The organism is Pseudomonas sp. F1_0610 (genome assembly GCF_047470865.1).
Classification (GTDB): Bacteria; Pseudomonadota; Gammaproteobacteria; order Pseudomonadales; family Pseudomonadaceae; genus JAZDRH01.
This window is the reverse complement of sequence record NZ_JAZDRH010000022.1, coordinates 10,977-24,504: the sequence shown is the minus strand read 5'-3', so window position 1 is coordinate 24,504 and position 13,528 is coordinate 10,977. Positions and strand designations below refer to the sequence as shown.

Here is a 13,528-nt window from a genome sequence, read left to right as displayed (position 1 = left end):
TTACGCGGCCTCCTTTCCCTAATTTAAGGATTTTTCACATGCATTATGATGTTGCTATTGTTGGTGCTGGAATCATTGGTCTAGCCCACGGCTACGCTGCAGCCAAACGCGGTTTAAAGGTTGCTATTTTTGAGCGCAGTTATACACCACTAGGCGCCTCTATTCGCAACTTTGGGCATGGCCAGATTATTGGTCAAGCGCCAGGCAGAATGCTTAATTTGGCTAAACAAAGCCGCCATATTTGGGCAGACTTATCCACTAAAGCCAATTTTATGGTACGTCAAAAAGGTACTTATTTATTAGCTCGTACAGAGGCTGAACAAGAACTCATAGAGGCTTTCTATGCTGGACGCGCAAAAGACTATGGTTATGAATGCAATCTATTATCTAAAGCCCAGTTAGCCGAATCCTATAATGGCCAATTTGCTCACCATAGAGCAGCACTGCATGGCTTAGAAGATCAGGTTTTATATTCACGTCAGGCCATACCAGCAATGGCTAACTACCTTGCGTCCTTGGACAATGTCACCTTAGGCTACTCAACCTTAGTGCGTGATATCGATCCAGATAAAGGCTGTTTAATCACCAGCCAAGGGCGATTTAACGCAGAAAAAATCATTATTTGCTCAGGACATGATTATCAAACTCTATTAGCTGAGGAAATACGCGCACTCGATCCTGTAGTCTGCCGTTTACAGATGCTCCGAGTAACCCCTAATACTGCTTTACCTTTAGAACATGCCCTAATGACGGGCTTAAGCTGCACACACTATGCTGCCTTTTCTGACTTACCCCAGGCCCAAGCCATAGCTGAACAGATCAGTCGAGAAACACCGCTTTTGGACAAATACGGTATTCATTTATTAATCACACCAACACCTTATGGTGATTTGATTATTGGTGACTCGCATGAGTACAGTTTAGACGCACAACCCTTCAACAACGAAGAAACTGACCAGCTATTACTGGATCTAACTGAGCAAACCTTAAACTGCAAAGTCACGGTAAAAGAGCGCTGGCAAGGTGTTTATGGCGCTAAAGGTAAAGAGCCTATTTCAATATTACAACCTCATCCCAATCTAACAGCCGTTTTAATGCGCACTGGATTAGGCATGAGCGTAGGCCCAGCGCTAGGTGAGGAAACAATTAGTCAAATTTTTGACTAATTCAATTTACATAAACTATCTGCTAAGTTTTACTTTATACCTGATAGATCGACGAAAATAGATACTTTTTACCACTCTCAAGCTGCATATTTTCGTCGATTATTTTTGAAACATTCTTTAATAGTTAAAATCAATTATATTAAAAAATATTGCGTGATATAGTTCACGCCAATAACTTGACGCATGTCATTAATTAAGCTTTTGCGTTAACTCACTTCACATGGAGAGTGACTCTCCCAGCAGTTGTAGTTTATGGATAATCAACTCCCTTATTTCGCCTCAGCCCGCCTGTGGTTAGTAACTTTTTTGTCTTTTTTCAGCTCATTTGCTTGCGCAAACACGGCTAAAGCAGTTGATCCAGACACCAGCATTGTCTTTTGGTATGCAGACAATCCACCATTAAGCGAACTCTCTCAGTTTGACTGGTTGGTATTGGAGTCTGCTCATTTTGATGCTCCTGCCCGCGAGTTTTTGCGCTCACAAAAATCAAGCTTATTTGCCTATTTATCCGTTGGTGAGTTTGATGGCAATCGCAAAGATTTAGCTAATGCAGGATTAAGTAAAAGCACCGCTAACCAAAAAAACCATGCTTGGGACAGCCATGTGATGAACTTAGCCGATACTAAATGGCAAGATTATTTAGTAAAACGCGCCAAAGCATTGCATGCTGATGGCTATGATGGGCTATTTCTTGACACCTTAGATAGCTTTCAATTACTACCGAAAAAACAGCAAGAAGCACAGCGCCTTGGTTTAGTGCAGATTTTAACCAAGCTCCAAACCCAAGTACCTGAGGTTAAATTAATTTTTAACCGCGGATTTGAGGTGATCGATGATCTACCTAAACAGCCAACCGCAGTAGCGATTGAATCTATATATGCAGGCTGGGAACCAGGTGCTAATCGCTACCGTGAAGTTTCAAAAATGGACCGCGAATGGCTGGAAGAACGCTTACAGCCTTTACGCGAAGCCAATATCCCTCTTATTGCTATTGATTATTTGCCTCCAGAGCGCCGTGAAGAAGCACGTTTATTAGTCAAAAAATTACGTAGTGAAGGCTTTATCCCTTACATTGGTACGCCTCATTTAGACAGCCTTGGTATAAGTACCATTGAAGTTCAACCGCGCCGTTTAGCACTGATTTTTGATGAGCGCGAAGGCGATTTAACCATGAGCACTGGGCACGTCGCACTCGGTGGCTTACTTGAATACCTTGGCTATCGTGTGGATTATTTCCCTGTTGATAAGCCACTGCCACAAGGCTCCATGTCAGGCATTTATGCCGGTGTTATCACCTGGATGACCAGTGGTTCGCCATTAACTGCAGATGTTTTTTATAAGTGGCTGAACCAACGCTTAGACGAACAAATGCCCATTGTCTTTTTGGGTGGTGTTCCTGTTGAAAACGACGTTTTATTAGAGCGCTTAGGTTTACGTTTACGTACCAGTACAGTAAGCCAAAAGCTCGATATCACCAGTTATGACAAAGCACTACTAGGTCATTTTGAAGCCCCGATTCGCGTTCGTTCGCGCGATTTACCGCCACTGATTAGCACCAACAAAGAACATAAAATTGCCTTAAAACTAACAGATCCACTCGGCAAGGAATATCACCCTGTACTGCTCACTTCATGGGGCGGTGTGGCGTTAAACCCTTATCTTTTAGAAAGCGCTATGGATAACAGCCGTTGGGTGCTGGATCCCTTTGCATTTTTACAGCAAAGCTTGAACTTAGCGCACCAGCCACGTCCTGATAGCACTACAGAAAACGGTCGCCGTATTGCTACTGTGCATATTGATGGTGACGGCTTTCCTTCAAAAGCAGAAATACCAGGTACACCCTATGCAGGGCAGTCTGTTTTAGACTTATTTATCAAACCCTATCCTTTGTTAACCTCAGTTTCTGTGATTGAAGGTGAGGTAGGCCCTAAAGGTAAATATCCCAACCTTTCGCCGACGTTCGAGAAAATAGCCCGAGAGATTTTCGCCCTTGATAAGGTTGAAGTCGCCAGCCATACCTTTAGCCACCCTTTCTTTTGGCGCCCTGAAATTGCACAACAAAAGGAAGATTTTGATCCTGAATATGGCTATATGATGGATATTCCTGGCTATGACACAGTGGACTATACCCGTGAAGTGATAGGCAGTATTGACTATATTAACGAGCGCCTAACCACTCCAGAAAAACCTGTAAAAGCCATTTTTTGGTCAGGCGATGCCCTGCCTTCAGAAGAAACCATTAAGCTCGCCTATGATAAAGGTGTGATGAACATCAATGGCGCAGTTACGGCAGTAAAACCTAGCAACCCTTCTGTAACGGGCGTACATCCTTTGTTGCGCCCTACTCAGCATGGTATGCATTATTACGCACCTATTATTAATGAGAACGTCTACACCAACCTGTGGCATGGCCCTTATTATGGTTTTCGCGATTTAATTTTTACTTTGCAATTTACTGATAAGCCGCGCCGAATGCGTGGTATGCATCTGTATTACCACTTTTATTCAGGTACTAAACAAGCCTCTATAAAAGTAATGCGTGATATTTACCGCCATATTTTAGATGCTCAACCATTTTCTCTGTGGATAACTGACTACATTCCTCGCCTGCATGGCCTGCACCAAGCCAGCCTAGCTAAGCGCGCTGATGGCAGTTGGCAAATTAAAGGCATGGATAAACTACGGACGGTGCGTATTGATCCAGAAATGGGCTGGCCGAATCTGACTAAGTCAACCCACATTGCAGGAGTGCGTAACTTAGAGCAAGGTCGTTATATTGCCTTAAGCAGTGACCAAGCCGTTCTCCATTTACAAGCGCAACGTGATACAGCACCTAGCCTTGAACAAGCCAATATTCCACTAACTGCTTGGAATTATCTGGATCATAAAAGCGTATCTTTTGCTTTTGATGGATTCTTCAATCTTAATTTTGCTGTGCGCTATAACGGCAGTTGCAGCGTCCAAGTGAATGGCAAACGTTTTAGCGGTGTAAGAAATCAGGACGTAACCACATTCAATATTCCTATGAAGCAGGTGCACAATGCAAAACTCATCTGCCAATAAGAAGAAGGCGCGCCTGGTTGCGCCTGGAACTGCGCTGGTCGCCATTGTTGCTGTAGCCGTATTACTACTGTTACTGCATCGTGAAGAAAAAGTATTTGAGCCCGACGCTAACCAGCCTGATGAAATTTCCGCAAATTACAGCGAACTCTTACTACAACAAGCGCCTGAAAATGATCAATTGCGCTTACAGCTTATTGATCTTTATTTAGGCCTCGCTGACTTTGCTCAAGCACGCGAGCACTGGAAGCTACTAAAAAACCAAAGCCCTGATGTGGTGGCGTTTTACCAGTTCAAAATTAACGCGCAAGAAGCCTTAGGTTTAGCTCAGCAAGAACGTTATCCACAATTGCATAACGAGCTAGCTTCGCTCGACTATAAAAACCTAATGCCAGCACTACAAAACCAGCTAGCCGTATTAGCCTTACAACTTGATGCCGCAGCCCAGGCAGCAGCTATTTATGAGAATCTTGCCAGCCAAGCGGATGATACTGAACGTATTCGTTACCTTGACCTAGCGGCGCATTGGTATTTAGGCGCCAATAAACCTCATAAATCCGCTCAGTTACACAGCCTGCTCGCCAGCCAAACCCAGGGCAATATGCGCCAAGTTTATCAGCGCAAAGTAGTGGCTGATTATTTAGCCGCCGATGACGCTCCTGCCGCTGTTGCTTTCTTGCAAAGTTTGCTGGAAAACAAACCCCATAATCTTTCTAATGAACAACTTGGTGAAGCCGTCAAAGTGGCGCTATCTATTGAAGATTATGAACATTCTTTAGTATTCAATTCGCTGCTGATTGAGCAAAATCCTGACAGTTTAGATGCGCATTTAGCCGATTTAAAAATCAGCCTTGCAGCAGGCAATATTGAACATGCTTGGGCTTCTCGCGCTTGGTTACTGGATAACCAATCCGACGATGTTGATCTTTATATTGAAATGGCAAAGCTGGGTGAATGGAATGAAGACTTTCCCGAAGCCCTCACGCTGTGGATAAAATCAGTCGAGCTTGAATATGACGCTCAACGTTATGAACATGCTTGGCGTCTAGCTATTCAGCTATTTGATTTTGACCGTAGCCTACAGCTACTCCACCCTATTGCTGAGCACCGCCAACTAACAGATATTGAGCTAGAAGCCGTATTTTATTCGCATGAATCACAAGGCACACCAACTGCGGCTGAACACTGGCTACGTGGTTATATTGCACGTTATCCACAGCATCGTTTAGCACGTACACGGCTAACCTTAAACTTAGAAAACACCGAACAACCCGTAGCTGAAGCGGCGGCATGGCAAGCAATGGCTCAGCAATTTAAGCTTGACCCTAAGGAAATGATGCGCTGGGCAGAGTCACATCTACTTAATTATGATGTTGAATCTGCATGGCAAGTGCTCAATCAATTTGATGACCGCCAGATTACCAATGCCGACTATTGGCATTTAAAAGCGGCTATTGCATGGGAACTGGAAAAAGATACTGAGTTAAAGGCGATCTATGCACAAATGGAACGCGGCAATATTCTGTTGCACCGTGCAGAAATTGACCAATTAATTGGTATCTATATACAGAGCGATCCCGAAAAAGCCTTGGATTTAATGCTCACACGTTGGAATAAATGGCACCAACAACAAGATTTACTGAATGCCGTGTTCCTTGCTGTGGAGCTAGGTAAATGGCCGCTATTGGATGAGCTGATCAGCACCTGTGACAAAGATCCTAAACTGCGTAATGCCGCACCTATTATTTTGGCTCGCGCCGCTATTGCCGAACATCAGCTAAATCATCAGCAAGCAGAAGCTTTGCTCAAACAAGGTATTGCACTGTATCCAACGGAAAACCTATTTCGTGATCGCTTGCTGTGGTTATACATAGATACTAACCAGCGTGAACAAGTTAAAGCTGCCTTAGTTGACTGGAAAACCATTGCCCATAATGACAGCCGTCTATGGCTATCCTTTGCAGCAGGTAATCAGCTAGTCAATCACACGCGTGATGCTTTGCAGTGGTATCAACGCTATATCAAACTCAAGCCGTCTGATTGGCTAGCACAAGCTGCCTATGTGGACTCGCTAGAAGCGGCCGACTATTTTGATGCGGCGCGCAAACAACGCCATCATCTGTTGGAAACGCCCATCTTACAAAGCGCTAATGAAGGCAGCTACCGTGTTTGGTTAAACCTATTGGCTGCTAACTACAGCCAAAAAACGGCAAACAAACAGGCACTGAAATGGCAAGATGGCTCGCAAAGCATGTTGCAGCTGTGGTTTGAACAGCAATTAACCTTGCTCAACCAACCACAGCAAGATTCCCAGAAAACCTATTGGCTAACATGGGCAAAACAACGTGGCTTAGTCATTAGCGACTTCGAAAAAGTCGAAGAAGCCATGCGCACCCATGATCTAAGTGAAGTACAGCGCCTCCTGGTGAGCCAACGCATGCCCAAAGAACATCAAGTAGCCGCCTTGCACGCCTTGGGTTATCGCCATCGCTCTGCGGCTTTAGCTATGACTGAGCTGGGCGACGAATACACGACAATTAGCCGTGAGCAATTACGCAACCAAGCCTTAGAAGAACTTAAAGTTTATCCACAAGGTGCACAGATTGGCTGGCAGCAACGTGATTTTGGTGGAGTAACCTATACCGGCGCTAAAGCCAGTGTTGCACGTGCTTTAGATGATCGTTGGTATGCCCGTGTTAACCATGATCAAGGCCAAGTCAAAGTTAAAGACTCAGGCACTTATACTCTAGGTAAAGAAGAATATGTTGAGTTAGCTCTGAACCGCCAACTGACCAATGGCAGCCTTGATCTAAGCATTAACCGCAGTAACTCGGATATTAAATCACGCACTGGCGTTAGCCTAGCGCGTAACTGGCAGCGTACCCAGAAAAACGCAGTGAGTGTCGGTTATGACTGGCATAAACGCAGTGAAGATTCAGGTTTAATGTTCGCCATGGGGCAGAAAAACTCACTCTGGTTGCGTTCACATCACCAAATTACAGCACGCGATTCTGTTACTTGGGGCGTTGAGCAAAATCAGTTTGAAACCCGCCATGGTGAAAAACTTGGCACAGGTAAGGCGTTCAATATACAGGCAACGCATACCGTATTTTTCCAACATCCAACCTGGTTAGTCAAAGCTGGGGTTGACTATCAAAGTAATAAGCTCAAAGACAAAACCCTGACCCAATTACCACCTTACCCAAGCAATAATGAACCTTTAACAAGCAATTCGTTACTGGTTAAAGACTACAAATTCGCCTATGTCGGCACCAGCTGGCAACGCGGCATTCCTGGCTTCCTCAATCGTACTGAACCACAGTACACATGGATGTTTGACTTTGTTGTCGGCCGTCAATGGCCCGATAACAAGATCACTTACTCGTGGTCAACGGGCTTCGGCAGTGAAGTCTTTGGCGATGACGAATTAGCCTTTACTTTCGGTTATCAATCCGCACCGAAAGGAACTACCAACAGCCAATCCGGCGGCACCATGGGCGTAACTTATAGTTCACGCTTTGGCCGTTAGTTAATACAGCAAAGAAGGAAATTACGCATGCGTATCCGTATTTTAGCCACAGTGTTGCTAAGCCTTATGTTAAGCGCTTGCAGCATCAATACCAGCAACAAGCAGGCCACCTTTGAGCAACAAGCCCGCTGGGGATTGTTACCTGTTGTGAACTATTCACAAGCACCACAAGCAGGTGAGCGTACAGAGCAAATTCTGCAAAGCGTGTTAAGCCAAGCCGGCATTCAAGTCGTTATGTATCCACACGCTGAAAGCTCAAGCATGCCGTTATTAGACGATCAAAAACGTCTTGATAACGCATGGCAGTGGGCAAAAGCACAGCGTTTTGACTATGTCATCACGGGCAGCATTGAAGAATGGCAATACAAAAACGGCCTAGATGGCGAGCCTGCTGTGGGTATTAGCTTGCAAGTATTAGATCCTGCTACAGGCGAAACACTATGGAGCAATAGCGGCGCACGCTCTGGCTGGTCACGTGAAAGCCTTGCAGGTAGTGCGCAAAAAGTTCTGAAAAAGCTGGTTGCTAAACTAAGAGTTAAATAATTATGCAGTCTGCCTATAAAGAGTATGCCGTCCCTATGCGTGAAAACACGCTAGGGTCATGGTTAGAAACGGTGGTTATTAGCGCTATTGCTTTGGCATTGGGCTATATTTTTTCGCCTGCTGATCCCTTATTGGCGACAGCAGATTTCCCATGGATGATTTTCGCACCCTTACTTGTGGCTGTACGCTATGGTTTTTTACCTGGTTTACTGAGTGCGGGCATACTCGTTATTGGCATTTTAGTACATAGCTTGATTGCTCACACTGCCCTACCTACTAGCTACCTTATTGGCATGCTGTTAAGTACATTTTTAGTTGGTGAGTTTCGCGATATCTGGCATAAAAAGCTAATGACGCTATATATGGCTAATGAGTATCGCCAATATCGTCTGGATGATTTCACCCGCTCTTATCGTTTACTACAAGTATCTCACGATGCATTAGAGCTACGTATTGCTGGCAGCAACCGCAGTTTACGCAGCAGCTTGTTAGTCTTGCGCAATAGCCTACAACACGCCCCAGCAGCACAGCAGCATGATTTAGCCACCTTGGCTGAACAAGCGATGCAAGTGTTCAACCAATACACGCCATTTACCTCGGCCGGTTTATATCGTGTCACCAAAGAGCAAGCCTTAGATATTAATCCATTGGTGACTTTAGGTGATATGCCGCTATTAGATGCACATGACGTACTTTTAAAAGCCTGCTTAGCCAGTAAAAAGACCGTCAGCATCCGCGACCAACTGCTCAACAAGGGTGCTAATCCATCACAGTTACAAGTATGTATTCCATTACTGGATACGGAACAAAACTGGTTTGGCGTACTGGCTATTAAGCAAATGCCATTTTTCTCAATGACTGAGCAAAATCTCAACTTGCTTACCTTATTAGCTGGGCATGTGGCTGACTTAATGCAAAGTGATGACCGTGCATTACAGCTATATAACGCACAAGCACAGCACTTTTCACAACAATTGCAGCGTTGCCATTTAAATAATCAAAGCCACAATTTAAGTGCTGCGCTAGTTGCTTTTGAGTTAAATGAGCATAACGAAGCGCTGCGCCAAGTTTTAGAACAAAGCCAACGTGGATTAGATCTACAGCTATTGGTGAACAATCAACGTGAGCATCAACTGCTATTAGTCTTATTGCCTTTAACCTCTGAAAAAGGTGCTAATGGTTATTTGGAGCGCATTGAAGCGCTTGTTGCACAGCAGTTCCCAGAGCAAAACTTATCCAGCCTGCATGTCACCGTGCGCCGTTTCCAAATTGACCAAACCAACCTCGTCGATTTAGGGCAATTCATTTACCAAGAGTGTGCTTTAGATGAACAGCAAGTGGCTATTTAGCAGCGGTTTTGCCTTTGAATTAGCCAGCTTAGCTGGCCTAATATTAGGCACTACAGCCGCCCAGCAACTCGGTTACTTTATTAGCTTACACCTAATGGGCAGTGCGCTTATTGCATTAGGTGTTTGGATTTTACTACCTAAGCGTTACCGCCGCCCGCTGCTATGGAGCTATGCCTTCTTCTACAGCATTACTGCTTTTATCCCCTTTATTGGCGCTATTGGTTTAGTTAGCTGCATACTGCCTAGCTTATATATACCTAAACGCAAGAAAACCTCTGTACTGCATGATTATCAAGACATTGAATTGCCGTACACCCCCTTAGAAATGGAGCAGTCTCCGCTCTTTAACGAAGGTGGCTTGCAAGATGTATTGCACCTTGAAACCAATGAAAGCAAACGCTTAAACGCCCTTTTAGCAACACGAAATATGAATAAGCAAGATGCTATTCCTATTTTGAAAAAAGCGCTGCGCGACCCAACCGATGATATCCGTTTGCTGGCGTATGCCATGCTGGATAAATATGAAAGCCATATTAATGCGCAGATCGAACACGATCTTTCTGACCTAAAAGCCGCCAAAGGTGCGCACAAGGCCGAACTTCATAAACGCATTGCCCATAACTACTGGGAGCTAGCTTACTTAGGCTTGGCGCAAGGCAGTGTTTTAGAGCATGCACTGAGCCAAGCGCAAGAGAACATTCGTCGTTCTATGACCTTTAAAGAAACAGCTGAGCTAGCCTTACTGGCAGGCAAAGTAGGATTAAAGCAACAGCGTAGTGCTTTTTCTGCCTCTGCTTTTCGCCAAGCCATTGCCCTAGGTATGGATAAGCAAAAAGTGCTGCCTTATCTGGCCGAATCGGCTTATTTAGCTGGGGAATATCAAGAAATTCCGAAATTACTGCAACAACTTCCAGAAGCTATGCGTAACAGCTCACCCTTTACTGATTTAATGGATTATTGGCATGCCAACGCAAACCACATCTAGCACTGATATTTGTCTGCTACTTGAAGGCACATGGCCTTATGTGCGTGGCGGTGTTTCTAGCTGGATCAACCAAATGATTCTCGGGTTGCCAGAAATCACTTTCTCTGTGCTATTTATTGGCGGTTCACGCGATGCTTATGAAAAGCGGCAATATGCAATTCCTCCCAATGTAAAACACATTGAAGAAGTTTATTTAGAAGATGCGTGGTCGCTCAATAAAGATCTGCCCTTGCATGTCAAAGAACCCAAAGAAAATACTGACTTAAACGCTTTTTATCATTACCTGCACTCACCACATACACCCTCTGAAGCATTAGCTGAGCAAGTGATGAGTGCATTAGTTGAAGAACGCATTTCTCGCGATACCATAGTGCGCAGCCATAGCAGTTGGGAAACTATTTGTGAGGATTACCAGCAACATTGTAGTGATCCTTCATTTATTGATTTTTTCTGGACTGTACGCACTATGCAAGCACCTTTACTGATGCTTACAGAAGCAGCAAAACGTATGCCACGTGCGAAGGCTATTCACTCCATTTCAACTGGCTATGCTGGCTTTGCGGGCTGTATTTTGCGCCGTTTATGGAACTCTAATTTTATCCTTAGTGAGCATGGCATTTACACTAAAGAGCGCAAAATTGACCTCGCCCAAGCACAATGGATTGCTGAGCATCCAGACCAAGCATTTCGTGGTGGTTTAAGTATTAAATCCAGCTATATGCGCACACTTTGGGTACGATTTTTCGAGCGGATAGGGCATTTAGTCTATCAAGCGGCGGATCCCATTATTACGCTGTACGAAGGTAATCGTGAGCGGCAAGTTCAGGACGGTGCATTGCGCCAGCGCACTCAGGTTATTCCTAACGGTATCAACTTAGAGAAATGGTACGACGTTCTGGCCAATCGCCCTGCAAAAGTAGCGCCCGTTATTGGTTTAATTGGCCGTATCGTACCCATTAAAGATATCAAAACCTTTATCCGTAGTATGCGTAGCATTGTTAACCAAATGCCTGAAGTAGAGGGTTGGATTGTAGGCCCTGAGGAAGAAGATCCAGAGTATGTCAATGAATGCAAAAGCTTAGTCATCAGCCTTGGTTTACAAGATAAAGTTAAATTTTTAGGCTTTCAAAATATTAAAGAAATCCTGCCTCAACTAGGCGTTATGGTGCTCACTTCTATTAGTGAAGCGCAACCGCTAGTTATTCTTGAAGCTTGGGCAGCAGGAACGCCTGTTGTAGCCACTGATGTTGGCTCGTGCCGCGAGCTAATTTATGGCACTACGGACGAAGACAAAGCTATAGGGGCAGCAGGTGAAGTAGTTGCCATTGCTGACCCACTAGCAACCTCACGTGCTATTTGCAAAGTGCTAAGTGAACCTCACTACTGGCATAGGCTGCAACAAAATGGTCTAGAACGCGTCAACCGTTTCTACAGTGAAGCCTTGATGCTAGACCGTTACCGAACCATCTATAACCACGCAATAGAGACGCACTAATGGCTGGCATTGGCTTTCAATTACGAAAAATTCTAGTTAAAGACACCTACAGCTCAACCTTACGTGCGTATTTGTATGCAGGGATGATTAGCTCTGGGCCTTGGGCGCTATCAATTATTAGCGTTATGATTATTGGCTTATTGAGTTTAGGCTATTTAATTCCTTCGCAAGAAGTCGGGCAGTTTCTGGTTTCAGTAACCTACTTAATGGCAAGTTCACTGATTTTTACCGGTGGATTGCAGCTTTTCTTTACACGTTACACTTCCGATCGACTATTTGAAAATCAGCCTCAGGTTATTTTACCCAATTTACTCGGGATCTTATTGCTGATTACCTTGGCGGCTAGTGTTTTTGGCTTTTTTATCTTGGCGCTATTTTTTGGCAACACCAGTATCCACTATAAAATAGTCATGTTTAGTAATTTCATAGTGCTATGCAATCTATGGATCGTAATTATTTTCTTGTCTGGGATGAAAGCCTATAACCGTATTTTGCTAACCATGCTGATTGGTTATAGCCTAATGATTGCTGCAAGTTTTATTTTAAGCCGCTGGAAAATTTACGGCTTGCTGACATCATTATTGATCGGGCACGCCGTACTGCTCTTTCTATTTTTAGCAGAAATTCTACGTAGCCACCCTTCACAAAAACTTATTGCATTTGACTTTTTAAAACGCAAAAAAATCTTCCTCAGTCTGATTGCCACAGGTTTTTTATATAACCTAGGTATTTGGGTTGATAAGTTTATCTTCTGGTTCAACCCTGCAACATCCCATGAAGTAATAGGACCGCTACGCAGCTCATTAGTCTATGATTTGCCTATTTTCCTTGCCTATCTGTCCATTATTCCTGGAATGGCAGTATTCTTAGTAAAAATTGAAACTGACTTTGCTGAGTGGTATGAAAAGCTCTTTAAAGCGGTGCGTGATGGCGGCACTTTAAGCTATATAGAACAAGCACGCGATGAAATGACATTGGCGGTGCGCCAAGGCTTATTTTCCATCTGTAAAATCCAAGGTGTGACTATTATTCTATTGTTGTTATTTGCACCTGCTATTTTAGATTGGCTAACTATCTCACGTTACCACCTACCTCTGTTTTATATTGACGTTGTAGGAGTAAGCATCCAAGTAGTCTTTATGGCGCTACTTAATGTGTTCTTCTATTTAGATAAACGCCTGATCGCCTTAAAACTCTGCTTCCTGTTTGTATTGCTCAATACAGGGCTCACTATTTTAAGCCATATCTTAGGTCCGACCTTCTTTGGTTATGGCTTTACCTTGTCCTTATTTATCTGTGTGCTGGTTGGCTTATACCAGTTATCACGCACGCTAGATCAGCTTATTTATCACACCTTTATGTTGCGTAAAGGCTAGCCCAAAAGCTGCTTGAGCCTCTGTC

At 44.1% G+C, this 13,528-nt stretch carries 8 protein-coding genes; all 8 read left to right on the top strand.

The annotated features are described in order from the left end of the window. Nucleotides 1-38: 38 nt before the first annotated feature. The 8 genes from VQ643_RS12020 (at nucleotide 39) to pelG (ending at nucleotide 13,503) form a co-directional block, all read left to right on the top strand. Entirely contained in the window at nucleotides 39-1,166 is a 1,128-nt protein-coding gene (locus tag VQ643_RS12020) for a TIGR03364 family FAD-dependent oxidoreductase (protein ID WP_414200035.1), read from the top strand. 252 nt (nucleotides 1,167-1,418) lie between these two features. Next, nucleotides 1,419-4,229 (top strand): endo alpha-1,4 polygalactosaminidase, encoded by a 2,811-nt coding sequence (locus VQ643_RS12015; protein ID WP_414200034.1) that lies wholly within the window; start codon nucleotides 1,419-1,421, stop codon nucleotides 4,227-4,229. Beyond that, nucleotides 4,207-7,755, top strand: a complete 3,549-nt coding sequence (locus VQ643_RS12010) for a tetratricopeptide repeat protein (protein ID WP_414200033.1) — start codon at nucleotides 4,207-4,209, stop codon at nucleotides 7,753-7,755. The genes VQ643_RS12015 and VQ643_RS12010 overlap by 23 nt, the downstream gene beginning before the upstream one ends. 27 nt (nucleotides 7,756-7,782) lie before the next feature. Further along, nucleotides 7,783-8,298, top strand: coding sequence for a penicillin-binding protein activator LpoB (locus VQ643_RS12005; RefSeq protein ID WP_414200032.1), 516 nt, complete (start codon nucleotides 7,783-7,785; stop codon nucleotides 8,296-8,298). A 2-nt stretch (nucleotides 8,299-8,300) separates the two neighbouring features. Next, complete coding sequence (locus tag VQ643_RS12000; RefSeq protein ID WP_414200031.1) at nucleotides 8,301-9,647, top strand: PelD GGDEF domain-containing protein; 1,347 nt, start codon at nucleotides 8,301-8,303, stop codon at nucleotides 9,645-9,647. After that, nucleotides 9,625-10,632, top strand: a complete 1,008-nt coding sequence (locus tag VQ643_RS11995) for a HEAT repeat domain-containing protein (protein WP_414200030.1) — start codon at nucleotides 9,625-9,627, stop codon at nucleotides 10,630-10,632. Before VQ643_RS12000 ends, VQ643_RS11995 begins: the two co-directional genes overlap by 23 nt. After that, nucleotides 10,610-12,127: a GT4 family glycosyltransferase PelF gene (gene pelF, locus VQ643_RS11990; protein ID WP_414200029.1), complete on the top strand. Its 1,518-nt coding sequence runs from the start codon at nucleotides 10,610-10,612 to the stop codon at nucleotides 12,125-12,127. Before VQ643_RS11995 ends, pelF begins: the two co-directional genes overlap by 23 nt. After that, a complete protein-coding gene (gene pelG / locus VQ643_RS11985) occupies nucleotides 12,127-13,503 on the top strand; it encodes an exopolysaccharide Pel transporter PelG (RefSeq protein WP_414200028.1) in 1,377 nt (458 codons plus the stop codon). The genes pelF and pelG overlap by 1 nt, the downstream gene beginning before the upstream one ends. Nucleotides 13,504-13,528: the final 25 nt, after the last annotated feature.